Source organism: Streptomyces silvisoli (assembly GCF_029269905.1).
GTDB classification, from domain to species: Bacteria; Actinomycetota; Actinomycetes; order Streptomycetales; family Streptomycetaceae; genus Streptantibioticus_A; species Streptantibioticus_A silvisoli_A.
Window position 1 is genome coordinate 185,594 of sequence record NZ_JARJBC010000007.1, and the last position, 23,144, is coordinate 208,737.

Sequence of the window (23,144 nt, forward strand, 5' to 3'; positions counted from 1 at the left end):
TGACACTTCTGCGACCGCACAGCCTATCGGGGAGTGATCTTCATTCTGACCGCCGGTTCCCGGTTGGTCGCCAAAGGCAGGCAAGATGGTTGGGTGACCCTCATCGATCAGCTCCCCGCGTCCCCCGATCCCGACAACCTCTTCGAGGCGTTCTCGTCGTGGACCGAGGAGCGGGGCATCGCCTTGTACCCGGCCCAGGAAGAGGCGCTGATCGAGGTGGTCTCCGGGGCGAACGTGATCCTTTCCACCCCCACCGGTTCCGGTAAGAGCCTGGTGGCCGCCGGAGCGCACTTCACCGCGCTCGCCAACGACCAGGTCACCTTCTACACCGCGCCGATCAAGGCGCTGGTCTCGGAGAAGTTCTTCGACCTGTGCAAGATCTTCGGAACCGAGAACGTCGGCATGCTCACCGGCGACGCGTCCGTCAACCCGGACGCCCCGGTGATCTGCTGCACCGCCGAGGTGCTGGCGTCCATCGCGTTGCGGGACGGCCGGGACGCCGACGTCGGCCAGGTGGTCATGGACGAGTTCCACTTCTATGCGGAGCCGGATCGCGGTTGGGCCTGGCAGATCCCGCTGCTGGAGCTGCCGCAGGCGCAGTTCCTGCTGATGTCGGCGACGCTCGGTGATATGTCGCGGTTCGAGCAGGACCTGACCCGGCGCACCGGGCGGCCGACGACCGTGGTCCGCTCGGCGACCCGGCCGGTGCCCCTGAGCTACGAGTACCGCTCGACGCCGATGACCGAGACGCTCACCGAGTTGCTGGAGACCCACCAAGCGCCGGTCTACATCGTGCACTTCACGCAGGCGGCGGCGGTGGAGCGGGCGCAGGCGCTGATGAGCATCAACATGTGCACCAGGGCCGAGAAGGACGCGATCGCCGAACTCATCGGCAACTTCCGCTTCACCACCAAGTTCGGCCGGAACCTGTCGCGGTTCGTGCGGCACGGGATCGGCGTGCACCACGCCGGAATGCTTCCCAAGTACCGGCGGCTGGTGGAGCGGTTGGCGCAGGCCGGACTGCTGAAGGTCATCTGCGGCACCGACACCCTCGGCGTGGGAGTCAACGTGCCGATCCGCACGGTGCTGTTCACCGCGCTCACCAAGTACGACGGCTCGCGGGTGCGGGTGCTGCGGGCCCGGGAGTTCCACCAGATCGCCGGACGCGCCGGACGCGCCGGGTTCGACACCTCGGGCCTGGTGGTGGCGCAGGCCCCCGAGCACGTCATCGAGAACGAGAAGGCGCTGGCAAAGGCCGGTGACGACCCGAAGAAACGCCGCAAGGTGGTGCGCAAGAAGGCGCCGGAAGGCTTCGTCAACTGGTCCCAGCAGACCTACGAGAAGCTGATCGCCGCCGAACCCGAGCCGCTGACCTCGCGTTTCCGGGTCACCCACGCGATGCTGCTGTCGGTGATCGCCCGGCCGGGCGACGCCTTCGAGGCGATGCGCCGGTTGCTGGAGGACAACCACGAACCGCGCGCGGCCCAGTTGCGGCACATCCGGCGCGCCATCGCGATCTACCGCTCGCTGCTGGATGGCGGTGTCGTCGAGCGCCTGCCTGAGCCGGACGCGGAGGGCCGTATCGTCCGGCTCACCGTGGACCTCCAGTCGGACTTCGCGCTCAACCAGCCGCTGTCCACCTTCGCGTTGGCGGCCTTCGACCTTCTGGACCCGGAGTCCCCCTCGTACGCGCTCGACATGCTCTCGGTGGTCGAGTCCACGCTGGACGACCCGCGCCAGATCCTCGCCGCGCAGCAGAACAAGGCACGCGCCGAGGCAGTCGCCCAGATGAAGGCCGACGGGGTGGAGTACGAGGAGCGCATGGAACTGCTCCAGGACGTGAGCTACCCCAAGCCCCTGGAAGAGCTGCTGTTCCACGCCTACGGCGTCTACCGCAAGAGCCACCCCTGGGTCGGCGACCATCCGCTGTCGCCCAAGTCCGTGGTGCGGGACATGTACGAGCGGGCTATGACCTTCACCGAGTTCACCTCCCACTACGAACTCGCCCGTGCCGAAGGCATCGTGCTGCGCTACCTGGCCAGTGCGTACAAGACGCTTGAGCACACCGTGCCGGAGGACCTCAAGTCCGAGGACCTTCAGGATCTGATCGCATGGCTGGGCGAGATGGTGCGCCAGGTGGACTCCAGCCTGCTTGACGAGTGGGAGCAGTTGGCAAACCCACAGGAGGAGACGGCGGACGAGGCGGCCGACCGCGCCGACCAGGTCAAGCCGGTGACCTCCAACGCCCGCGCCTTCCGGGTGCTGGTCCGCAACGCGATGTTCCGCCGGGTGGAGCTGGCCGCGCTGGAGAAGTACGAGGAACTGGGCGAACTGGACGCCGAGACCGGCTGGGACGCCGACGCCTGGGCGGACGCCATGGACGCCTACTGGGACGAGTACGAGGACCTGGGCACCGGACCGGATGCGCGCGGCCCGAAGCTGCTCCAGATCGAGGAGGAGCCGCAGCACGGACTGTGGAAGGTCCGGCAGGTCTTCGCCGATCCCCAGGGCGACCACGACTGGGGCATCAGTGCCGAGGTCGACCTGGCCGCGTCCGACGAGGAGGGTCGTGCCGTAGTCCGGCTCACGGATGTGGGCCAGTTGTAACCGTGGGAGGTGAAGGTACGCTGACGCCGCCTGAGTTCGCCCCGAGGGAGTCCCGATGACGAATCCCGCAGAACGGCTGGTCGATCTGCTCGATCTGGAGAAGATCGAGGAGAACATCTTCCGTGGCCGCAGCCCGCAGGAGCGGTTGCAGCGGGTGTTCGGCGGACAGGTCGCGGGGCAGGCCCTGGTTGCCGCGGGGCGCACCACCGACGGACAGCGTCCCGTGCACTCGCTGCACGCGTACTTCCTGCGGCCGGGCCGGCCCGGTGTGCCGATCGTGTACCAGGTGGAACGGGTGCGGGACGGGCGGTCGTTCACCACTCGGCGGGTGGTGGCCGTCCAGGAGGGGCGCACCATCTTCAATTTGACCGCCTCCTTCCACCTTCCTGAGCCGGGTTTCGAACACCAGCTACCGATGCCCTCGGTGCCGGATCCCGATCAACTGCCAAAGCTTCCGGACGAGTTGCGCACCCACCTGGGCACCCTCCCGGAACCACTGGAGAGGATGGCCCGGCGGCAGCCCTTCGACATCCGGTACGTGGAGCGGCTGCGCTGGACGGCGGAGGAGATCGAGGGGGCCGAACCCCGCAGTGCGGTGTGGATGCGGGCCGTTGGACCGCTCGGTGACGATCCACTGGTGCACACCTGCGCCGTGACCTACGCGAGCGACATGATGCTGCTCGACGCCGTACGGGTCCCGGTGGAGCCGTTGTGGGGCCCGCGCGGCTTCGACATGGCCTCCTTGGACCATGCGATGTGGTTCCACCGCCCGTTCCGCGCCGACGAGTGGTTCCTGTACCAGCAGGAGTCCCCCATCGCCACGGGCGCCAGGGGCCTGGCCCGGGGCCAGATCTACGACCGCGAGGGCAGGCTCCTGGTCTCCGTCATGCAGGAGGGGCTGTTCCGCAAGGTGGGCAACTGAACCAGCCGCCTCGGCGGAGCCCGCCGCGCTGGCTCAGCGGACGTCGATGCTGAACGTCCGCGAGAACAGACGTACCTTGGGGTGCTTGTCCTTCGGGGACGAGCCCTCCACGAGTGCACCGCGGAACTGCACGACGCCCCTGTGCTGGGCTCGTATCGACATGTTGATCCCGCCCCCGCCGTTGTAGTCACCGCGTGAGCACCTCAGTGTCCGCCAACTCCCGTGGCCGGAGCGCTCCTGTATGCAGAACCTGTTGTAGGTCGAGTTGTCGTCGTCGCCGTTGCCAGTGAGGTGGATCAACTTGCCCACGCGTACGTCGTGCGGTCCGGCCGAGAAGTAGATGTCGGACTTCGCCCAGGCCGAGGTGCTGGCCAGGCCGATCGTTGAGATACCGACGGCGGCGATGACGGCGGCACGCAGGGTGCCGCGGCTGCGGTTGAACATCAGCTTCCCTTCGCTGAATCAGGTGGTCAGACGGACTGGGTACCGGCCAGGGCGACCTCCCCGTTGGCCAAGGCCCGTACCGTGAGTGGTCTAGTCCGTGTAGCTACACAGACAGCGGAAGCACAGACTCCGTTGCGCCTCCGTCTGTCACCGTTCCGCAACAGGCCCCACCCGTTCCGTACTCCGCCGCGCCCGCACGCGTCCTTCGCCCGCTCTATGGAGCAACCGCAGCCATGGCCTACGCGACGAACCCGCGCGCTCCAGCGGCGCCGGCCCGTCCGGCGGCCAAGGCACCGGGGGTGCGGTGCGCGCCCTGTCCAGCGCATGCCCCAGGCAGAGCCTGGCGAACAGGATCTCCTCGGGGTCGTCGGCCGTCAGATGGGACTCGATCACCGCACGCGGGGCGTAGATCCCTGGCCTGCCGGGCGACAGAGTCGGTAGCAGTTGGCGCAGACGCTCCCGCTCCCGGCGATCCGGCACCTCCCGCGCCGTTTGCTCCGGGCCGAGCAGCGCCGCCCACACGGCCGCCTCCTGCCAGGCGTCGGTGGCATCGGCGACCAGCCGTTCGACACACCGGGACCGCCAGCCGCGCGCCCGTAGATCACCGCCCGTCTCGATACGCGCCCGCAGTTCAGCTGGCAGCCGTCGCCCCAGCAGGTGACGGTTGAGCGCACCGAACTCCGCCACCTCGCAGGCAAGATAGAGCCACACCACGACCTGGTACCGGTTGACGTACCAGCGCGCCGGACGGAAACAGCCCGCTCTGGCCAACTTGCCGAACCGGTCCCGGCTGACGCCCAGCAACTCCGCGCCAGCTTCCGTTCCGACCAGGCGCAGCCTGTCACGCAACGTGTCCGGAAAGCCGTTCTCGGCGCGCAGACGCTCCAGTTCCGTCCGGCTCACCATCCGGTGTTCGCCCAGCGCTCCGCGATGCTCGCCCGGCACCGTACGTACCTCACCAAGCTGCACCGCCAACTCGAACTCCCTTTGGTTCAGGCCCAGTTCACCCCGTGCGACGGAAGGACCACACACGGTCTCCGGCCACTCCCCCGTGATCCCCATCTGCTGCCCAGCGACGCCCATGACGAATCCCCCTTTTGTCGGCCGTTCCCCAACGGCCCTTCAATCACTGTCAGTAACCACGGTAGCCCCGTGCACGGACAGCGCGGCAAGCCTGTGGATAACTCGAATCCGGCGCGCGACGTGGATGCGTTCACGCGTCACGCGCCCATCGATCGGGGCGACGAGGGGCGACGTCGAGTGCAGGCAGCGTCGCGGCCCAGCGAGCGGTCACCCGAACCACCGCACACGGCGCTCCCAAGGCGACAGCGGCCTGGCAGGGCGAAACGGACTGGAGGAAGCACGGAGAGCCCGCTCCCTCGGCTGAACTCGCCTACGTCTAGAGGGACTTCAGCCCATCGATGACATGCCGCAGCACGCCGACATCCGGCCGCTCACCCGAGACGTCCGGTGGGACCACATGGACGCGCCCCGCATCCAGCAGGTCGCCGAGCAGAACACGGACCACCGCCACCGGAAGGTCCGCCTCGGAAGCCAACTCGGCGACCGAGCGCGGCTGCCCCACACACCGTTCCAGCAAGGCGAGGTGGTCCTCGCCGAGGGCATCGCCGCACGCCTCGGTCCCGGTCCCGGCATCGGCGGCCACGACCGTGATCAGTTCGATGTCGGCCGCCGCCGCGTCGGGCTGGGTGCGCCCGCGGGTGACGGTGTAAGGGCGGACCATCGGCCCTGCCTCGTCGTCGTACCAGAGCGCGCCCGATTCACCCGGCAGCCGGTCCACCTCGGGTCACGTCCCGGCAGGGTCGTCGGTGGCTCGGGGGGCGACGCCGAGGTGTTCGCCGACTCGGTGCACCAGCAGCGTCATCTCGTAGGCTATCTGCCCCACATCGGCCCCGGCGCCGGTCAGGACGGACAGACAGCTTCCGTCGCCAGCGGCGGTGACGAAGAGGAACCCGTCGTCGAACTCGATCATCGTCTGACGCACCACCCCGGCCCCGAAGTGCAGCCCGGCGCCCTTGGCCAGACTGTGGAAGCCAGCCGAGACTGCCGCCAGATGCTCAGCGTCCGCTGCCTCCAGATCGCGGCTGGCGCCCGTCACCAGCCCGTCACTGGACAGGACCAGGGCGTGCTTGACGGACTCGACACGATCGGTCAAGTCGTCCAGCAGCCAACCGAGTCCGGCCCGGTCCCCCGAGGTGGTGGCACTGTTCACGGTGATCCCCCGTCTTCTTCTCTCGACTTCTGTACGGCGGCCAGCCCCGAGCGCCCACGGGCGAGGCCTCGTGCGTAGGCCGCGTAAGTGGAACGAGCCGCCTCTGGCGATCGTTCCCTGTCCGTCCCGACTGTCACGTCTTTCCCGTCCACCCCAACTGTCCTGTCTGTACCGTGCCCCTGGGACTCCTCGCCGGTGAAACCAGGGTGGTCGTGCACGGTTCGCTCATGGGTGGGCGGCTCGTCGTGCAGACGCCGCGCCGGACCGCCCTTGGGCACCCGTCCCCTGGGTACCCGTAGCGGAAGCCCGGCCGCGGTGGTGGTGCGGGTGTCCGGTGCGCTGGCCCTCGCTGCGGCTGGCACGGCCACAGGCTGACGGCCCCTGCCCTCGCGCGCGCCGTCCCTGACGCGGCTCGTGCGATCACCCTCCCCGCCGACGCGTTCGCCCTCCCGTACGACAACTTCCCCCGCGCCACGCTCTTTCACACGACCCGCGCGCACACCGACCGTTTCCAGCCGTTGCTCCGTACCGCCCGGGCTCTCCCGATGCTCCTCGGCCGGAGCCAGCAGTTCCAGGGGCAGCAGGACGACGGCGGCCGTGCCCTGTTCCTCGGTGCGGTGCAGCGCGACCCGCACACCGTGGCGGGCCGCGAGGCGTCCCACGGTGAACAGGCCGAGCCGGTCGGTCTCCGGCAGGTCAACGGTGTCGGCGGCGATGCGCAGTTCCTGGTTGGCCTCGGCGACGCGCTCCACGCTCATGCCCAGACCGTGGTCCTCGATCCGGATGGCCAGCCCGTCGGAGACCTCCTCGCAGCCGACCTCGACGCTGGTGTTCGGCGGCGAGAAGGCGGTGGCGTTCTCCATCAACTCGGCCAGCAGATGCAGCACATCGGCGACCGCGGCACCCGCCAGGGCCGTCCTGGGCAGCCTGTGCACCACGATCCGCCGGTAGTCCTCCACCTCGCCGACCGCCGCCTGGACGACCTCCACCAGCCGTACCGGCCGCCGCCACGCCCGCCCAGGAGCGTTACCGGAGAGGATCAGCAGCCCCTCCGCGTGCCGCCGCATGCGCGTCGTCATGTGGTCGAGCCTGAACAGGTCGGCGAGCTCCGCCGGATCCTGCGTGCGCCGCTCCATGGCGTCCAGCAGCGTCAACTGCCGGTGCAGCAGCACCTGGCTGCGCCGGGCCAAGGTGGTGAAGACCGCGGAGATCCCGCGCCGCAGCCGGGCCTGCTCGACCGCCGCGCCCACCGCCGCCCGCTGTGCCACCCCGAACGCCCTTCCCACCTGGCCGATTTCGTCGTCGCCGAGTTCTTCGTCGGTGAACTGCCCGGTGTCGTCGGCGCCGGTCACGTCATCGACGGGGGCGCCCTCCCGCAGCCGCCGCATCACCTCGGGCAGCCGCCGTCCCGACAACTCCTGGGCGGCGTCCCGCAACGCGGTGAGCCGTCCGGCGATCTGGCGGCTGATGCGCAGCGAGATCAGCAGTGAGCCGACGACCGCGCCGAGCCCGGCGAGGCTGACGCCCGCGGCCCTGGCCAGTACGGTCATGCCCTGGGTGTGCGCCTCGTCGCCGACGTGCCGGGCGGCCTGGTCGTCGATGGTCTCCAGTTGCGCCAGCGCGGCGTCCGCGGTCTGCCGCCACTGCTGGACGCCGAACCCGGTGGCGACGGTCAGCGGGGCCGCGGTACGGGCCGACTCCTCCAGGGAGTACAGCGACCAGCCGACACTGCCGTTCTCGAACTTCTGGAGCTTCGCGCTGTCGGCGGGCGGCAGTTCGGGCGCGTAGATCTCGTGCAGCAGTTTGCGGCCGTCAATGGTGCCGATCAGGTCGCGGTACTGCCCGTCGGTCATGCCGTTGGCGGCGCGACCGCCGGCGACCATGGCGTCCTCCTGGGAGAGCAACTCACGGGCCCTGGCGAGTTCGACCACCACCGCTCCCATTCGGGCCACTTCACCGGTCTGGAGTTCGGTAAGGGACCCGCACAGCCGGAACCCCGGGTCGATCAGCGCCGAGTAACGGTCCAGGATCTGCGACCAGTTGGTGCGCCGCGCGGTGACCTGTTGCCGTAACCGGCCGAGTCCGTCCACGCCGTTGAGCAGGTCGTCGACGCGCGCCTTCTCGTCGGCGGTGAGGGTGGGACTGTGACGGCGCCACCGGGTGTGGTCGCGCAGCACCGCGAGGCGCTGGTCCGTCGCCCGCTGCGCAGCGACCAGTTGGCGGGCGTCCCTGGTGCCGCCGGACGCCACGTACTCAACGGCGGTGCGGCGCTCCTGTTCAAGTCCCTCCACCAGCTCGGTGGTCGGCGTGCCGTAGTAGTGGTACGCCGCGGAGACCCGGATGAGCGCCCAGGCACCGCGTACGGTGGTGAAGGAGCTGTACGTCCACAGCGCGGCGAGCGAGACCATGGGCACCAGGAGCAGTACCAGGAGCTGCGTGCGGATGGTGCGGGGGCGCAGGCGCATGGTCGGGAGGATCCTCGGTAGCTGGCGGCGCGCGGAACGAGCGGAGCCGCCGCCCCACGGGTTCTTCGCGGGTTCATCACAGACCCGACACAGGCCGGGGTGCCGCGTGCGGTACCGGGTCCGTGCGGGACCCGCACAGTCTGGTACGGACTTCCCCCCGGAACCCCGTGACTGTGACATGTCACAACTGATCGTCTCGTCGGCGGGACTCGTCACACTCGTCCGAACACGTTCGGCCGTCGCCTGATCATGGCAGCATGAGGCCCGCAGCCGACCGCGAGGAGCCGACCGCCATGCCCCACGACATGAACAACGACCCGGCGAGCGTCCGGGCGTTCTTCGGCGGCAAAGCCGACACCTGGGACAGCAAGTACCCGGACGACACGCCCGTTTACGAAGCGGGCGTCGCCGAACTGGGGCTGCGCACCGGCCAGTCGGCTCTCGACGCGGGCTGCGGCACCGGCCGGGCACTGCCCGCCCTGCGCGCCGCCGTCGGCGCGAGCGGCGTCGTCATCGGTGCCGACCTCACTCCCGAGATGCTGAGCGCCGCCGTACGGGCCGGACGCGACCGCGTCGCGCTGCTCGTGGAGGCGGACGCGGCCCGGCTGCCGCTGCGCGACGGCCGCCTCGACGCGGTCTTCGCCGCCGGACTCGTGCACCACCTGCCCGATCCGGCGGCGGGGCTGCATGAGTTCGCCCGGGTGTGCCGCCCCGGGGCGCGGCTCGCCCTCTTCCACCCCCTCGGGCGCGCCGCACTAGCCGCCCGCCGGGGACACTCCCTGTCCGACGACGACGTACGCGCCGAACCCAACCTGCGCGCGCTGCTGGCCGCCACGGGCTGGCGGCTGACCAGGTACGACGACGCCGAGGACCGCTACCTCGCGCTGGCCGTCAGGCTGGACGGCTGACCCTGCCCGGCTCGCGGCAGGCACGCCTCGGCCACCGGAGTACCGGGGTCTGCGTCAAGGCGACGCCGGGCCCGGCGTCGCCTTGACGCAGACCCCGCGGAACAGGCGGACGAAGTGACCACGGCGCGGCACGGCCAGCAGGCCAGCTGTGGCGGGGCTCGGGGACGAACGGTTCCCCCCGGAGTGGAGTCAGCGGCTCATTAACCCTCGACTCCGCTGTTACCTGCTGGTTAAGGTGCGCGGACGACTCTGGCGGACGGACCACGACCGGGAGACTCAGGTGTCCGGAGACGACGACGCGCTCTATGTGCTGACGGCCGTGATGTTGACGCCCGCGCAGTTCCCCGGCGCGCTTGGCGACGACTATCCGGCGGCCTGCGCGGCGCTCGGTCTCCGGCCGGTCACCAGAGGGTACGGGCTGGTGCTGGGCCAGGACGGCAACGGTGCGCGGTGGACGGTGGTGACCCGTGACACCGCACTGGTCGCGCTGGCCATCGCCACCTGGGACTGCGGGATGGCGTACGACCTGTCGCCCGGCGATCGGGACATCGTCGTCTCACTGCCCGGCTGGCCGCTGACCCTGGCCGTCTCGGCGCCGGGGCTGGCCGAGCCGCACGACCCGCCGCAGGAGGAGGGTGACCGTCCGCCGCTCGTACCGCCGGACACCGAGCAGTGGGGGCCCGCCCAACGGCGCCTGGGCGCCGACGAGATCGCGTTGCGGTGGCACACCTGGCGGTCACAGGTCGACGACGAGAACTTCGCGGCACCCGGCGAGGGACGCAATCCCGCGGTACGGCGAGTGCTCGCCGAGGCCCAGGCGTACACGGACGACCCTCCGCCGCCCGGCCGCATACGGTCCTCCTACGCGGAGGGCGGGGCGCGTTCACTGCGCGCGGACGGCCCGGGGTGGAGCATCGTCGCAAGGACGGACGACATCGCCTTCGTACTGCTGGACGACAAGCCGGGCGAGGTACTGCCCGTCGGACGGGGGCCCGAACTGCCCGCTCTCCTTGAGGCGTTGGACAAGCTGGCGGTTCGAATCGACTGAGTGGAGAGCTCTCCGGGGGCCTCGCCCCCCGGAACCGGCCTCGGGGCCCATAGCCCCAACTTCCCTGCGGCGCTTGCCTGGCTGACTTGGCATCACGTATGCGTCGACAACATCAGCCGCGCCGATCCGCAACGCAATGTCCGAATCGGTGTACGTTCGCCACGGCTCAACCGGAGCCGTTTGATTCGCCTTACCGGCAGGTTGCCCACCCGACACCTGGTCAACACCCGCTCCACACAAGCCCATCACACCGCAGACTTGTCAGGTAAACGTCAAGTGAATCCTAACGCGAGACACTTTTACGCCACCCATACGCCACACCACACTGGCCATATGCGAATGCCTCTACGCGCGTTGCTTTCCCGCGGTTCCGCGATGATCCTCGCCGGAACGATCATTCTCGGCCCCACCACCGTGCTGGCCGGACCCGCGCAGGCGGCCACCGCCGCGCCCGCCGCCTCGACCGTGGCGGTGCAGCCCTTCGACGTCGGCACGGTGTGCCAGTCCGCCCTGCCCAGCCAGGCCGACGACACGCTCAACCTGATCGCCCAGGGCGGGCCGTACCCGTTCTCCAAGGACGGTGAGGTCTTCGACAACCGGGAGGGCGTCCTCCCGTCGGAGTCGTACGGCTACTACCACGCGTACACCGTGATCACCCCCGGCGCGAGCACCCGCGGTGCCCGCCGCATCGTCACCGGCGACGACGGCACCGACTACTACACCGCCGACCACTACGCCTCGTTCAGCCAGATCGACTTCAGCTGCTGAAGTACCTGTCCCCCCACACGCCCGAACGGGTCTGTCCGGCTGATGAACATCAGGCGGCCAGACCCGTTCTGATGAGCGGCCTCACTTGTCGGCGGTGAGTTTTCCGCCCGAGCCCCAGCTGTCGGCGGGCGTCTCCTGGATCCAGACGGACACGGTGTCGGCCGGAATCTGGTAGGCGTCGACGAACGCGTCCGTGATCCGGCGCACCAGGTCGCGCTTGAGCTCGACGCTACGGGGACCCTGCTGCACGATGACGTTGGGCATGGCGTGCTCCTTCAACTCCCCGGTGGCTTCCGGCTGTTCCGGGCCGCTCACCGGCATGGCCCCAGTTCATCGCGGCGGACGACCGGCGCCAAGGCGCTTCCGGCACTCACTGCGATCAGTGAACGTGATCGTCCGTCCACCGCACACGCGCCCGTGCGCACGCCTCCAGCAGCGCCTGCGCATGCCGTGGCGGCCGGGCGCGGGGCAGCACGAGTCCGGTGGTGATGGTCAGCCCCGGTGATCTGAACGGCACGAACGCCACCCTTGGTGCCCTCAACTGGGCGGCGTGCGCGGCGTACACCACGGTCCACATGGGGGTCCCGGAGCCGATCGCCGCCAGGGTGTCCTGCAGCGCGGTGCTGGGTGGCCCGGGGATCGGCTCGAACCCGGCGTCCCGGCATGCGGAGAGCACCAGGTCCACAAGGGGCGGGTTGTTGCGGCGCGCGGTGAGCCGCAACGGCAGCGCGGCCAGTTCCTCCCACGGCAACTCGTCGCGGGCGGCGAGCGGGTGTGCCGCGGGAAGCACCGCGACGAGCGGCTCCTGCCAGACCGGGACGATCCGCAGCCGCTCGTCCTCCTCCTGCTCACCGCGCACGAAGGCGGCGTCCAACGCGCCCTGCGCCACCTGTTCCAGGCGCTCCCTGGTGGGCACGTAGCGCAGGTCGACACCGGCTTGCGGTACGAGTTCGCGGAAGGCGGTCAGCACATCGTCCAGCCGCTCCCCCATACCCGTGCTGGTGCCGATCCGCAGGCTGTCCCGCTGGATCGCCAGCTCCTCGGCCACGACCGCCCGCGCCCGCTCTGCTGCGGCCAGCACCGCCCGTGCCTCCGGCAGCAGTCGGGTACCGGCCGGAGTCAGCCGTACCTGCCGGGGCGAGCGGTCGAAGAGTTCGACGCCCAGTTCGCGTTCCAGCCGCCGGATCAGCTGACTGACCGCGGGCTGGCCGATGTGCAGCCGTTCCGCCGCCCGACCGAAGTGCAACTCCTCGGCGACGGCGGTGAAGTACTGGAGCTGGCGTATTTCCACTGTCGGTTCCTCTGGTCAACGGCTGGTCGGCGCTGGTGTCCTGGTGGGTGTGCCGGACGCCACCGACCGTACGTGCCGAGGTTGCGCCAGCCGCGGGGGCCGCTCTGCTTGGATGGCGTTATGGCTGTTGAGGGACGCTCGGCGGACGAGTTGCTGGACATCGTGGACGAGAACGACCGTGTGACGGGGCAGGCGCCGCGCGGTGAGGCGTACCGGAAGCGGTTGCGGCACCGCTGCGTCTTCGTGCTCGCCCGCGATCCCCAGGGGCGGATCTTCGTCCATCGCCGTACCCCGAACAAGCTTGTCTTTCCGTCGCGTTACGACATGTTCGTCGGTGGCGTGGTCGGCGCGGGCGAGAGCTACGACGAGGCGGCGCTGCGTGAGGCCGAGGAGGAGCTGGGCGTCCAGGGGCTGCCGCAGCCGTCGCCGGTGTTGCAGTTCCTGTACGAGACCGCCGAGCACACCTGGTGGTCGAGGGTCTACGAGGTGGAGTGCGCCCTACCTGTTCATCCGCAGGCCGAGGAGGTCTCCTGGCACACCTTCCTCACCGAGGAGGAGTTGGAGCGCAGGCTTGCGGAGTGGGAGTGGGTGCCGGACGGCCTGGAGGCCTACCTCCAGCTCCAGGCCGTACGCAGCGGAGAGGGCGCGGTCGGCGGCAGCGCCGACTGAGCCGGCTAGTGCGCGGGCTCCTCGGCGGCGCGCATACCGTGGTCCCACTTCTCCTCGATGCGGGCGAACTTCCACACCGCGAGCGCCACGACCCAGGTGACAACGAACAGCCCGACGATCCAGAAGCCCACGGTGTTGAGGTCGACCGAGCCGACCCAGTCCCAGAACGGGCCGGTCAGCGAGAGCTTGTCGCCGAGCAGGCCGAGCAGTTCGACGCCGCCGATGATCAGCGCCACGGCGATCGACAGGCCGGTGATGGTGAGGTTGTAGTAGACCTTGCGGACCGGCTTGGAGAAGGCCCAGCCGTAGGCGAAGTTCATGAACGAGCCGTCGATGGTGTCCAGCAGCGACATCCCGGCCGCGAACAGCACCGGCAGGCAGATGATCGCGTACCAGGGCAGCCCGGAGGCGACCGAGCCCGCGGCCATCACCAGGAGGCTGACCTCGGTGACGGTGTCGAAGCCGAGGCCGAACAGGAAGCCGATCGGGTACATGTGCCAGGGCTTGCGGACCGCGCCGGTGGTCTTGCCGAGGATCCTGTTCATGAAGCCGCGCTTGTCCAACTGCGCTTCCAGTTCGGCCTCGTCGTACTCCCCGCGCCGCATGCTGCGGAACACCCTGACCAGGCTCATCAGGACCACCAGGTTGATGGCGGCGATCAGCACCAGGAAGAAGCCGGAGACCAGGGTGCCGATCAGGCCGCCGACGTTGTGCAGTTGGGAGTTGTCGTCGGCCAGGCCGGTGCCGACCGCCTTGATGCCCAGTGCGAGCAGGAAGGTCAGCCCGAAGACCACGGAGGAGTGGCCGAGGGAGAACCAGAAACCCACCGACAGCGGCCGCTGACCGTCGGCCATCAGCTTGCGGGTGGTGTTGTCGATGGCCGCGATGTGGTCGGCGTCGAAGGCGTGCCGCATGCCGAGGGTGTACGCGGTCAGCCCGGTGCCCAGTCCGAAGGCGCCGGTGCCGAGTTTGTAGTGCTCCGGAGCCACGAAGGCGGTCAGGATGCCGAAGCCGACGATGTGCAGCAGCAGGATGAACCCGGCCATGCCGCCGAGTCGCGCCCACTCGGCGCGGGTCAGCGACTGGCGTATTCGGCTCAGGGACGGGGCTGGCTGGATACCGGTCGTGGCCATGGGTCGGTCCCCCTGTGCGTCGGTGCGTACGGTGCGCGAGCGCGGCTCCTGCACAGCTCGGCTGCCGTCAGGGCGCTGTCGACATTGAATCGCTGCTGCACATTACCTGCAATAACAAGCCACTGGCAGCACAGGGGGCGCGTTGGGGCGCTGTCAGGGCGCGAGGATGTCCAGTTCACGCAGTGCGCCGACACAGATCTCCCGCATCAACCGCTCCGCGGCCTCGGCGTCCCTGGCCCGTACCGCCTCGGCGACCTGGACGTGCAGGGTGACGGCCGCCGGGTCGGGGGCGCTGAACATCACATGGTGCTCGGTACGGCCGGTGAGCACCTCGGCGACCACATCGCCGAGGCGGGCGAACATCTCGTTGCCGGATGCCTCAAGCACCACCCGATGGAAGGCCACGTCGTGCACCAGGTACTCGCGCAGGTCCCCGGCCCGGCCCGCGGCGGCCATCTCGGCGGCGAGCGCGGTGAGGCTGCGGCACTGGCCGGGGTCGGCGGCCACGGCGGCGAGCCCGGCGGCGACCGGTTCCACGGCCGTGCGCAGCATGGTCAGTGAGCGCAGTTGCCGCGGCCGGTCGGGTCCGGCGAGGCGCCAGCGGATGACGGCGGGGTCGAAGACGTTCCACTCCTCGGTGCGGCGCACGGTGATACCCACCCGGCGCCGGGTCTCGACCAGGTGCATCGCCTCCAGGACCCGGACGGCCTCGCGGACGACGGTGCGCGAGACGCCGTAGCGCTGTTCCAGTTCGTCGATGCGCAGCACGGTGCCCGGCGGGTACTCCCCGGAGGCGATGGCTGGGCCGAGTTCGGCCAGTACGCGGGCGTGCAGACCGCCTTCGCCCGGCCGGGCTTCCTGCTGAGGCATGGGGGACAGCTTATTCCGTCAGCACTCTCGTATGACTTTTATGTCACAGGCTCTTGAATAAGTAGTACCTATGGCGTTTATTGAACGCGTCATTCAGAGGAAGAGGTTTCACGCGGATGTCACACATGGTCGTCGTCATGGGGGTGTCCGGTTCGGGCAAGTCCACCGTGGGCGGACTGCTCGCGGAACGGCTGGGAGTCCCCTACGCCGAGGCGGATGACTTCCATCCGCCCGCCAACATCGCCAAGATGTCGGCCGGACATCCGTTGGACGACGCCGATCGATCGCCCTGGCTGGACGCCATCGCCGCCTGGATCACCGATCGCGGCCGCGAGGGCGGCGTGGTGAGCTGCTCGGCGCTCAAGCGCAGCTACCGCGACCGGCTGCGGGCCGCCGCGCCCGACCTCTTCTTCGTCCACCTCGACGGGCCACCGGAGTTGATCGCCTCGCGGCTCGCGGCGCGCATGGAGCACTTCATGCCCGCCGGGCTGCTGCGCTCCCAACTCGAAGCACTGGAACCGCTGGAGCCCGACGAGGCCGGCGCCGTGATCACCATCGACGGCGGCCCGGCACAGATCGCCGAGCGGGCGTTCGCCGCCCTGCCCGACTAGCCCGACCCTCCCCGTCCCCGCGTCCTACGGAGTTCTCATGCCCGCACTCAGCGTCGAGCTGCTGGCCGCGACCCCGGCCCCGCCGCCGATCACCAGCGCAGGTGACACCCAGCTCGGCATCGCCGCGCTGGCCGGCATCGCCGTCATCGTGCTGCTGATCACCCGCTGGAAGATGCACGCCTTCCTGGCGCTCACCATCGGCTCCGGCGTGCTCGGCGTGGTCGCCGGAGCACCGCTGGCGAAGGCGATCACCAGCTACACCACCGGCCTCGGCGCGACGGTCGCGAGCACCGGTGTGCTGATCGCGCTCGGCTCGATACTGGGCAAGCTGCTGGCCGACTCCGGCGGCGCCGACCAGATCGTCGACACCGTCCTGGCCAGGACCGGGGAGCGGCGGTTGCCGTGGGCGATGACGCTGATCGCGGCGCTGATCGGGCTGCCGCTGTTCTTCGAGGTGGGGATCGTGCTACTGATCCCCGTGGTGCTGCTGGTCGCCCGGCGCGGCAACCAGTCGCTGATGCGGGTGGGCATTCCGGCGCTGGCCGGTCTTTCGGTCATGCACGGTCTGGTGCCACCGCACCCTGGGCCGCTGGCCGCGGTTGCCGCGATCCACGCGGACCTGGGTACGACGCTGGCGCTCGGCGTGCTGGTCGCGATCCCGACGGTGATCATCGCCGGTCCGCTGTTCGGGCGGATCGCCGACCGGTGGGTCGAGGCCACGCCGCCGGAGAACCTGACGCCCACCCGGGCTTCCGACGACCTGGCGCGACGGCCCGGATTCGTGCCGACGGTGTGCACCATGCTGCTGCCGGTGGTGCTGATGCTGGCCAAGGCGCTGGTCGACGTGCTGGTGAAGAACCAGGGAAGCCTGGTCTACCGGGTCTTCGACGTGATCGGCACTCCGCTGGTGGCCCTGCTGGCCGCGGTGGGGCTGGCCATGTTCACGCTGGCGCGCCCGGCCGAGTTCTCCAAGGAGCGCATCTCCGCGACCGTTGACCGGTCGCTCGGCCCCATCGCCGGCATCGTGCTGATCGTCGGCGCGGGCGGCGGGTTCAAGCAGGTACTGGTCGACGCCGGGATCGGCCAGATGATCCTCAACTGGTCGCACGGCTGGCACATTTCGCCGCTGCTGCTGGCGTGGCTGATCGCGCTGCTGATCCGGGTCGCCACAGGCTCGGCGACCGTGGCCACGATTTCGGCGGCCGGACTGGTCGCCCCACTGGCCACGGGGATGAGCACGACGCACACGGCACTGCTGGTGCTCGCGGTGGGCGCCGGTTCGCTGTTCTTCTCCCATGTGAACGACGCGGGCTTCTGGCTGGTCAAGGGGTACTTCGGGATGGACGTCCCGCAGACCCTGAAGTCCTGGTCGGTGATGGAGACGGTGATCTCCGTGGTGTCGATCGTGTTCGTGCTGGCGTTGTCAGTGGTGTTGTGACTGCCCGGGGTGTGGGGCGGTCGCCCCCCACCCCGGCTACCAGCGAGGTACGGCGGGGGTGGTCCAGGCCGGGTCGGCCTTGCGCATGGCGGCGCAGTCGTCGCGGTCGCGCAGGGCGCCGTCGTCGTCCAACCACCGCTGGTGCAGGGCCTTCAGGGCGGTGCGGTCGAGTGCCACGCCCAGGCCGGGGGCGTCGCTGACGGTGAGACGGCCGCCGTGGAAGGTGTGCCGGGCGGTGATGACGTCCTCGGTCTGCCACGGGTAGTGCGAGTCGCAGGCGTAGCCGAGGTCGGGGACAGTGGCCGCGACATGGGTCATCGCGGCCAGGCTGATGCCCAGATGGGTGTTGGAGTGCATGGACAGGCCCACTCCGAACGTCCGGCAGACGGCGGCCAGTTCCCGGGTCCGGCGCAGCCCGCCCCAGTAGTGGTGGTCGCAGAGCACGACCTGGACGGCGCCCCTGGTGAACGCCTCGGGGATCTCGGCGAACGTCGTCACGCACATGTTCGTGGCCAACGGCATCCCCGCGGACTGGGCCACCCGCGCCATACCGGCGGTGCCGCTCGTCGGGTCCTCCAAGTACTCCAGTGTGCCGACGAGTTGACCGGCGACGTACCGCGAGGTCTCCACCGACCAGGCGCCGTTGGGGTCGAGGCGCAGCGGACGCCCGGGAAACGCCCGGGCCAGCGCGCGGATGGCGGCGATCTCGTCGTCGGGCGGGAGGACGCCGCCCTTGAGCTTGAACGAGGCGAAGCCGAAGTCCCGTACGAAGCGCCGGGCCTGGGCCACGATCCCCTCCGGGTCCAGCGCCGCGCCCCAGTCGTCCAACGGCGCACCGCTGACCGGGTGTTCGGCCCAGCGGTAGAACAGGTAGGCGCTGTACTCCACCCGGTCCCGGACCTTCCCCCCGAGCAGGGCGTGCACGGGGACGCCGAGCGCCTTGCCGAGGGCGTCGAGGCAGGCGACCTCGAAGCCGGAGACAACGGACAGCCGCAGCTTGTCGGCCGTCCGCGCCCCGCGCAGCCCACCGGTGTCGACGGAGTCCGACACCCCCTCCGGCTCGCCGCACACCGTCTCGGCCAGGGTGAACAGGCCGTTCAGATGCATGACCGACTGCCCGGGCAGGGCGTCCGCCAGCAGACGTGCCAGGTCCAGATAGCAGGTGTCGCCGTACGTCTCGCCGACACCTGTGATGCCGTTCGCCGTGACCACCTCGATGATCAGCCGCGGGGTGTACGGCTGGTGGACGCCCTGGGTGTTCAGCAGCGGCGGATCGGCGATCAGCACCGGGGTCAGCCGTACCTCGGCGATGGTGAGCGCCGAGGTACCACCGACAGCCGTCTGTCTATGTGAATGACGTTCACCCATAGAGCCAGAGGCTAGGCGCCCCCCGAAGTGCGCGTCAATGGCACCCACTTAATGCGCGCCTCCACCTGGTGCGCGCACCGCCCTACATGTGCGTGCCGCCGTCCACCCTGATCTCGGTGCCCGTGATGAAGGCGCCGTCGTCGGACGCCAGCATCGCGACGACCGAAGCCACCGTCTCCGGCGGCGCGAAGCCCTCGCCGACCGCCGGGAGCAGCTTGGACAGCAGGCTCCAGTCGGTGTCCTCCGGCAGACCGGGGTCGGCGGTCATGCCGGACTGGACGCTGCCGGGCGCGACACAGGCCGCGCGCAGGCCCTGCTTGCTGTACTCCAACGCCAGCGCGTGCGTGAAGGACTGGATGCCGCCCTTGCTGGCCGCATAGGCGGCCATGTACGGGTGCGCGAACGAGGCGGAGGTGGAACTGAAGTTGATGACCACGCCCCGGCCGCTGTCCAGCAGGGCGGGCAGTGCGGCGCGGGTGACCAGGAAGGTGCCGGTGAGGTTGACCCCGATGATCCGGTTCCAGAACTCCAGCGTCATCTGGTGGGTGTGCGAACTGCGCAGGATTCCGGCCGCGTTGACCACGACGTCCAGGCCGCCCAGACCGGACACCGCGTCGCCGACCACCCGCTCGACGGACGCCTCGTCGGCGATGTCCAGTGTGACAGTGGTCAGTCGCGCCGCCAGGCCGTCGGCCTCGGCGCGCTCCGCCGTCCGCTTCAGGCCGTCCTCGCTGATGTCGGCGGCGGCCAGGGTCGCCCCCTCGGCCAGCAGCCGTAGCGCGGCCGCCTGACCGATGCCTGACCCCGCCCCGGTGACCAGCACTTTCCGCCCGTCGAATCGGTTCATCGCGTTCCCTCCCTGTGGCCGGATACCGGCCACCCCAATCGGCTCGATCTTGATCGCGGCACGAAGGTAGCGGATGCCCGCGAGACTTAGAACACGTTCTCTTCACCGCCCTTACGGCGATCCCCTCTGGACGCCATACCGACTGGTCGGCATGATGGCCGGATGACCACGACTGACAATCCCCCCGGCCTGGATCTGGAGCGGTTGCGCGCATACGTGGACCGCGAGCGGCCGGGCCTCGTCACCGGACCGCTCACCGGGCGGCTGATAGAGGGCGGTCGCTCGAACCTCACCTACGCCGTGACCGACGGCGTCTCCCGCTGGGTGGTGCGCAGGCCGCCGCTCGGACACGTGCTGGCCACCGCGCACGACATGGGGCGCGAGTTCACCGTACTGACCGGACTGCACCCCACACCGGTACCGGTGCCGAGGCCACTGCTGCTGTGCCGGGACGAGACGGTGCTCGGGGCGCCGTTCTACGTGATGGAACACGTCGACGGCACGCCGTACCGCACCGCGGCGCAGCTCGCCCAGATCGGCCCCGAGCGCACCCGCGAGGTGGTGCTGGGACTGGTCGACACGCTGGTGGACCTGCACGCCGTGGATCCGGCCGGAGCCGGGCTGTCGGACTTCGGGCGCCCGGAAGGCTTCCTGGAGCGGCAGTTGCGCCGCTGGGACAAGCAACTCGCCGCCTCCCGCGACCGGGAGCTGCCCGGCATCGACGAGCTGCGGGACGGGCTCGCCACCCGGCTGCCGGCCTCCGGCGCGCCCACCGTGGTGCACGGTGACTATCGGCTGGACAACGTACTGGTCGGCCCGGACGGCCGGATCCGGGCGGTCCTCGACTGGGAGATGTCCACCCTCGGCGATCCGCTCACCGACCTGGGTCTGCTGGTCATGTACAGCGAGCGGCTGCCCGTCGAGGACTCTCCGGTCGCCACCACCAGCGGCGCCCCCGGCCACCCCGAACCCGCGGAACTCGTCGCCCGCTACGCGGAGCGCTCCGGACGGGACGCCTCCGCGGTCGCCTGGTACACCGCGTTCGCCTACTTCAAGCTCGCGGTGATCCTGGAGGGCATCCACTACCGCTTCACCCTCGGCCAGACCGTGGGCGCGGGCTTCGACCGCATCGGCACCCTGGTCCCGGCCTTCATCGACCGTGGGCTCACCATCCTCAGCGAGAAGGACTGAACGGCATGGACTTCGGATACGACGCGCGCACCGAGGAGTTGCGGCGGCGACTGCTGGCCTTCATGGACGAGTTCGTCTACCCGGCGGAACCGGTCTTCGCCCGGCAGCGCGCCGAGGCGGACGACCCCTGGTCCCCGCCTCCGGTGGTGGCGGAGCTGAAGGCCGAGGCCCGTGAGCGCGGCCTGTGGAACCTGTTCCTGCCGGGCGAGAACGGCGGCGGACTGACCAACCTCCAGTACGCGCCGCTCGCCGAAATCACCGGCCGCAGCCCGCACTTGGCGCCTCCCGCCCTCAACTGCGCCGCCCCCGACACCGGCAACATGGAGGTGCTGAACGAGTTCGGCACCGAGGAGCAGCGCAAGGCGTGGCTGGAACCGCTGCTCGCGGGCGAGATCCGTTCGGCGTTCGCGATGACCGAGCCGGATGTCGCCTCTTCTGACGCGACCAACATCGAAACCCGGATCGAGCGTGTCGGTGACGAGTACGTCATCAACGGCCGCAAGTGGTACATCTCCGGGGCGATGAACCCCAACTGCCGGATCTTCATCGTGATGGGCAAGACCGATCCGTCGGCGGACCGGCACCGCCAGCAGAGCATGGTCCTGGTGCCGCGGGACACGCCCGGTGTCGAGGTACGGCGCGGAATGCGGGTGTTCGGCTACGACGACGGTGACCACGGCGGCCACGCCGAGGTGGTCTTCCAGGATGTGCGCGTACCGGTGACGAACCTGATCGGCGAGGAGGGCGGCGGCTTCGCCATCGCCCAGGCCCGGCTCGGCCCCGGCCGGATCCACCACTGCATGCGGCTGATCGGGATGGCCGAGCGGGCGGTCGAGTTGATGTGCCGCCGCGCCGTGGCCCGGTCCGCCTTCGGCAAGCCGATCGCCGCGCAGGGCGTGGTACGGGAGTGGATCGCCGAAGCGCGGGTGGAGATCGAGCAGCTGCGGCTCCTGGTGCTGAAGACGGCGTGGCTGATGGACACGGTGGGCAACCGTGGGGCCCACACCGAGATCCAGGCGATCAAGATCGCCACTCCGGCGGCCGTGCAGCGGATCGTGGACCGGGCGATCCAGGTACATGGGGCGGCCGGGGTCAGCCAGGACTTTCCGCTGGCGGAACTGTGGGCCGCGGCGCGGACGTTGCGGCTGGCCGACGGGCCGGACGAGGTGCACAAGAGGTCGCTGGCGCGCCGGGAGCTCCAGCGGTACGTGTGACTTCCCCCGTCCGCCCTCTGCCGGGGGGCTTCGCCCCCCGGCCCTCCCCTCGCCGCCGCTGGCGCGGCTTGTCCTCAGTCGCCGGACGGGCTCATTTTCGGAGCCTCGTCCGGCGACTGAGGGCCAGTCAGGCCGTGACGATGACCAGGCGGCCCGTCGTCGTGCCGTCGGCCACCCGTTGTACGGCGTCCGCCGCTGCCCCGAGCGGCAGACGCTCCGTGACCAGCGGCTTCACCTTCGACTCCGCTGCCAGGCGGGTCAGTTCCCGGTGGCAGTCGTGGATCGCCGCCGGGTCGTGGGTGTTGTACAGGCCCCAGTGCAGGCCCAGGATCGAGTAGTTCTTGACCAGGGCGTGGTTGAGGCCGGGGGTGGGGATGGTGCCGCTGGTGAAGCCGACCACCACGATGCGGCCCTCGAAGGCGACGCACTTGGTGGAGCGGGCGTACGCCTCGCCGCCCACCGGGTCGTAGACCACGTCCGCGCCGCGACCGCCGGTCGCCTCCTTGACGACGGCGACGAAGTCCTGTGTACGCCGGTCCACCACGACGTCGCAGCCCAACTCGGCGGCCACGGCGGCCTTCTCCGGGCCGCCCACCACGCCGATCACCGAGGCGCCGGCGGCCTTGCCCAGCTGTACGGCGGCGCTTCCGACGCCGCCCGCCGCCGCGTGCACCAGCAGGGTCTCACCGGTGCGCAGCGCCGCCCTGCGGTGCAGCCCGAACCAGCCCGTCTGGTAGCCGATGTGCAGCGCGGCGGCCTCGGCGTCGTCGAGGGACTCGGGCGCGGGCAGTACGGTCGCCGCCCTGACGACCGCCAGCTCGGCGAACGCCCCGCCGGGCGGCGTGGCCGGGGCGATCACCCGCGCGCCGGGCTGGAGTCCGGTGACACCGGGGCCCAACTCCCGTATCTCCCCGCACAGTTCGACGCCCGGGGTGAACGGCGGCTCGGGGCGGATCTGGTACTGGCCCCGGCACAGCAGTGCGTCGGGGAAGTTCACGTTGGCGGCGCGCACCCGCACCAGCACTTCACCGGGCCCGGGTACCGGGTCGGGGACCTCTTCGAGGCGCATGGCCTCCCGCGGCTCCCCGGTCTCGTGTACGCGCCATGCCTTCACAGG

The 23,144-nt window shown here is 70.1% G+C and carries 22 protein-coding genes; 10 read left to right on the forward strand and 12 right to left on the reverse strand.

Annotated elements, in window-relative coordinates; all coding sequences use genetic code 11:
- Window positions 1-93: 93 nt before the first annotated feature.
- Window positions 94-2,607: a DEAD/DEAH box helicase gene (locus P3G67_RS14145; protein ID WP_269856228.1), complete on the forward strand. Its 2,514-nt coding sequence runs from the start codon at window positions 94-96 to the stop codon at window positions 2,605-2,607.
- A gap of 55 nt (window positions 2,608-2,662) precedes the next feature.
- Window positions 2,663-3,529 carry an acyl-CoA thioesterase gene (locus P3G67_RS14150; protein WP_269856227.1) on the forward strand — a complete coding sequence of 289 codons (867 nt, stop codon included), beginning with the start codon at window positions 2,663-2,665 and terminating at the stop codon, window positions 3,527-3,529.
- Between the two features lie 33 nt (window positions 3,530-3,562).
- Here P3G67_RS14150 and P3G67_RS14155 read toward each other — a convergent pair whose 3' ends face one another.
- The 5 genes from P3G67_RS14155 to P3G67_RS14175 all read right to left on the reverse strand — a co-directional run bounded on the left by P3G67_RS14155 (window position 3,563) and on the right by P3G67_RS14175 (window position 8,671).
- On the reverse strand, window positions 3,563-3,973 hold the full coding sequence (locus tag P3G67_RS14155; protein ID WP_276093788.1) for a hypothetical protein: 411 nt from the start codon (window positions 3,971-3,973) through the stop codon (window positions 3,563-3,565).
- A gap of 147 nt (window positions 3,974-4,120) precedes the next feature.
- Window positions 4,121-5,056 carry a DUF6397 family protein gene (locus P3G67_RS14160; protein ID WP_276093789.1) on the reverse strand — a complete coding sequence of 312 codons (936 nt, stop codon included), beginning with the start codon at window positions 5,054-5,056 and terminating at the stop codon, window positions 4,121-4,123.
- Between the two features lie 316 nt (window positions 5,057-5,372).
- Complete coding sequence (locus P3G67_RS14165; RefSeq protein WP_391858260.1) at window positions 5,373-5,717, reverse strand: DUF742 domain-containing protein; 345 nt, start codon at window positions 5,715-5,717, stop codon at window positions 5,373-5,375.
- A 63-nt stretch (window positions 5,718-5,780) separates the two neighbouring features.
- A complete protein-coding gene (locus P3G67_RS14170) occupies window positions 5,781-6,206 on the reverse strand; it encodes a roadblock/LC7 domain-containing protein (protein WP_269856224.1) in 426 nt (141 codons plus the stop codon).
- A complete protein-coding gene (locus P3G67_RS14175) occupies window positions 6,203-8,671 on the reverse strand; it encodes a sensor histidine kinase (RefSeq protein ID WP_276093791.1) in 2,469 nt (822 codons plus the stop codon). Before P3G67_RS14175 ends, P3G67_RS14170 begins: the two co-directional genes overlap by 4 nt.
- A gap of 257 nt (window positions 8,672-8,928) precedes the next feature.
- Between P3G67_RS14175 and P3G67_RS14180 the strand changes: the two genes are divergently transcribed.
- The 3 genes from P3G67_RS14180 (at window position 8,929) to P3G67_RS14190 (ending at window position 11,395) form a co-directional block, all read left to right on the forward strand.
- Window positions 8,929-9,579, forward strand: coding sequence for a class I SAM-dependent methyltransferase (locus P3G67_RS14180; protein ID WP_391858253.1), 651 nt, complete (start codon window positions 8,929-8,931; stop codon window positions 9,577-9,579).
- Window positions 9,580-9,901: 322 nt separating this feature from the next.
- On the forward strand, window positions 9,902-10,627 hold the full coding sequence (locus P3G67_RS14185) for a hypothetical protein (RefSeq protein ID WP_276093876.1): 726 nt from the start codon (window positions 9,902-9,904) through the stop codon (window positions 10,625-10,627).
- A gap of 333 nt (window positions 10,628-10,960) precedes the next feature.
- Window positions 10,961-11,395, forward strand: a complete 435-nt coding sequence (locus tag P3G67_RS14190) for a ribonuclease (RefSeq protein WP_269856222.1) — start codon at window positions 10,961-10,963, stop codon at window positions 11,393-11,395.
- Window positions 11,396-11,476: 81 nt separating this feature from the next.
- Here the strand turns inward: P3G67_RS14190 and dmpI are convergent, their stop codons facing one another.
- Window positions 11,477-11,716, reverse strand: a complete 240-nt coding sequence (dmpI, locus tag P3G67_RS14195; RefSeq protein ID WP_276093792.1) for a 4-oxalocrotonate tautomerase DmpI — start codon at window positions 11,714-11,716, stop codon at window positions 11,477-11,479.
- Between the two features lie 58 nt (window positions 11,717-11,774).
- Complete coding sequence (locus tag P3G67_RS14200) at window positions 11,775-12,686, reverse strand: LysR family transcriptional regulator (protein ID WP_276093793.1); 912 nt, start codon at window positions 12,684-12,686, stop codon at window positions 11,775-11,777.
- Between the two features lie 120 nt (window positions 12,687-12,806).
- Between P3G67_RS14200 and P3G67_RS14205 the strand changes: the two genes are divergently transcribed.
- Complete coding sequence (locus P3G67_RS14205; protein ID WP_276093794.1) at window positions 12,807-13,355, forward strand: NUDIX domain-containing protein; 549 nt, start codon at window positions 12,807-12,809, stop codon at window positions 13,353-13,355.
- Between the two features lie 5 nt (window positions 13,356-13,360).
- Here P3G67_RS14205 and P3G67_RS14210 read toward each other — a convergent pair whose 3' ends face one another.
- Together P3G67_RS14210 and P3G67_RS14215 are read right to left on the reverse strand one after the other, a co-directional pair.
- A complete protein-coding gene (locus P3G67_RS14210) occupies window positions 13,361-14,488 on the reverse strand; it encodes a HoxN/HupN/NixA family nickel/cobalt transporter (protein WP_269856218.1) in 1,128 nt (375 codons plus the stop codon).
- Window positions 14,489-14,641: 153 nt separating this feature from the next.
- Window positions 14,642-15,358: a FadR/GntR family transcriptional regulator gene (locus P3G67_RS14215; RefSeq protein WP_276093795.1), complete on the reverse strand. Its 717-nt coding sequence runs from the start codon at window positions 15,356-15,358 to the stop codon at window positions 14,642-14,644.
- A 116-nt stretch (window positions 15,359-15,474) separates the two neighbouring features.
- On the opposite strand from P3G67_RS14215, the gene P3G67_RS14220 reads away from it, so the two are divergent.
- The gene (locus P3G67_RS14220) at window positions 15,475-15,969 is read left to right on the forward strand and encodes a gluconokinase (protein ID WP_276093796.1); all 495 of its coding nucleotides are present in this window, start codon (window positions 15,475-15,477) and stop codon (window positions 15,967-15,969) included.
- Between the two features lie 37 nt (window positions 15,970-16,006).
- Window positions 16,007-17,407 carry a GntP family permease gene (locus P3G67_RS14225; protein ID WP_276093797.1) on the forward strand — a complete coding sequence of 467 codons (1,401 nt, stop codon included), beginning with the start codon at window positions 16,007-16,009 and terminating at the stop codon, window positions 17,405-17,407.
- Between the two features lie 36 nt (window positions 17,408-17,443).
- On the opposite strand, the gene P3G67_RS14230 is transcribed toward P3G67_RS14225, so the two are convergent.
- Window positions 17,444-18,775, reverse strand: coding sequence for an enolase C-terminal domain-like protein (locus tag P3G67_RS14230; RefSeq protein ID WP_276093798.1), 1,332 nt, complete (start codon window positions 18,773-18,775; stop codon window positions 17,444-17,446).
- Window positions 18,776-18,857: 82 nt separating this feature from the next.
- Complete coding sequence (locus P3G67_RS14235; protein ID WP_276093799.1) at window positions 18,858-19,622, reverse strand: SDR family NAD(P)-dependent oxidoreductase; 765 nt, start codon at window positions 19,620-19,622, stop codon at window positions 18,858-18,860.
- A 162-nt stretch (window positions 19,623-19,784) separates the two neighbouring features.
- Between P3G67_RS14235 and P3G67_RS14240 the strand changes: the two genes are divergently transcribed.
- Together P3G67_RS14240 and P3G67_RS14245 are read left to right on the forward strand one after the other, a co-directional pair.
- Window positions 19,785-20,813 (forward strand): phosphotransferase family protein, encoded by a 1,029-nt coding sequence (locus P3G67_RS14240; protein WP_276093800.1) that lies wholly within the window; start codon window positions 19,785-19,787, stop codon window positions 20,811-20,813.
- A gap of 5 nt (window positions 20,814-20,818) precedes the next feature.
- Window positions 20,819-22,027 (forward strand): acyl-CoA dehydrogenase family protein, encoded by a 1,209-nt coding sequence (locus P3G67_RS14245; protein ID WP_276093801.1) that lies wholly within the window; start codon window positions 20,819-20,821, stop codon window positions 22,025-22,027.
- A gap of 127 nt (window positions 22,028-22,154) precedes the next feature.
- On the opposite strand, the gene P3G67_RS14250 is transcribed toward P3G67_RS14245, so the two are convergent.
- Window positions 22,155-23,141 carry an NADPH:quinone oxidoreductase family protein gene (locus tag P3G67_RS14250; protein ID WP_276093802.1) on the reverse strand — a complete coding sequence of 329 codons (987 nt, stop codon included), beginning with the start codon at window positions 23,139-23,141 and terminating at the stop codon, window positions 22,155-22,157.
- Window positions 23,142-23,144 lie beyond the last annotated feature (3 nt).

Bases quoted from the DNA above. Each gene is read 5' to 3' on its own strand.
- P3G67_RS14155 (WP_276093788.1), bottom strand. From the start codon at position 3,973: ATGTTCAACCGCAGCCGCGGCACCCTGCGTGCCGCCGTCATCGCCGCC.
- P3G67_RS14165 (WP_391858260.1), bottom strand. From the start codon at position 5,717: ATGGTCCGCCCTTACACCGTCACCCGCGGGCGCACCCAGCCCGACGCG.
- P3G67_RS14220 (WP_276093796.1), top strand. From the start codon at position 15,475: ATGTCACACATGGTCGTCGTCATGGGGGTGTCCGGTTCGGGCAAGTCC.
- P3G67_RS14190 (WP_269856222.1), top strand. From the start codon at position 10,961: ATGCGAATGCCTCTACGCGCGTTGCTTTCCCGCGGTTCCGCGATGATC.
- dmpI (WP_276093792.1), bottom strand. From the start codon at position 11,716: ATGCCGGTGAGCGGCCCGGAACAGCCGGAAGCCACCGGGGAGTTGAAG.
- P3G67_RS14205 (WP_276093794.1), top strand. From the start codon at position 12,807: ATGGCTGTTGAGGGACGCTCGGCGGACGAGTTGCTGGACATCGTGGAC.
- P3G67_RS14240 (WP_276093800.1), top strand. From the start codon at position 19,785: ATGACCACGACTGACAATCCCCCCGGCCTGGATCTGGAGCGGTTGCGC.
- P3G67_RS14175 (WP_276093791.1), bottom strand. From the start codon at position 8,671: ATGCGCCTGCGCCCCCGCACCATCCGCACGCAGCTCCTGGTACTGCTC.
- P3G67_RS14210 (WP_269856218.1), bottom strand. From the start codon at position 14,488: ATGGCCACGACCGGTATCCAGCCAGCCCCGTCCCTGAGCCGAATACGC.
- P3G67_RS14150 (WP_269856227.1), top strand. From the start codon at position 2,663: ATGACGAATCCCGCAGAACGGCTGGTCGATCTGCTCGATCTGGAGAAG.
- P3G67_RS14225 (WP_276093797.1), top strand. From the start codon at position 16,007: ATGCCCGCACTCAGCGTCGAGCTGCTGGCCGCGACCCCGGCCCCGCCG.
- P3G67_RS14245 (WP_276093801.1), top strand. From the start codon at position 20,819: ATGGACTTCGGATACGACGCGCGCACCGAGGAGTTGCGGCGGCGACTG.
- P3G67_RS14185 (WP_276093876.1), top strand. From the start codon at position 9,902: ATGTTGACGCCCGCGCAGTTCCCCGGCGCGCTTGGCGACGACTATCCG.
- P3G67_RS14235 (WP_276093799.1), bottom strand. From the start codon at position 19,622: ATGAACCGATTCGACGGGCGGAAAGTGCTGGTCACCGGGGCGGGGTCA.
- P3G67_RS14215 (WP_276093795.1), bottom strand. From the start codon at position 15,358: ATGCCTCAGCAGGAAGCCCGGCCGGGCGAAGGCGGTCTGCACGCCCGC.
- P3G67_RS14230 (WP_276093798.1), bottom strand. From the start codon at position 18,775: ATGGGTGAACGTCATTCACATAGACAGACGGCTGTCGGTGGTACCTCG.
- P3G67_RS14180 (WP_391858253.1), top strand. From the start codon at position 8,929: ATGAGGCCCGCAGCCGACCGCGAGGAGCCGACCGCCATGCCCCACGAC.
- P3G67_RS14160 (WP_276093789.1), bottom strand. From the start codon at position 5,056: ATGGGCGTCGCTGGGCAGCAGATGGGGATCACGGGGGAGTGGCCGGAG.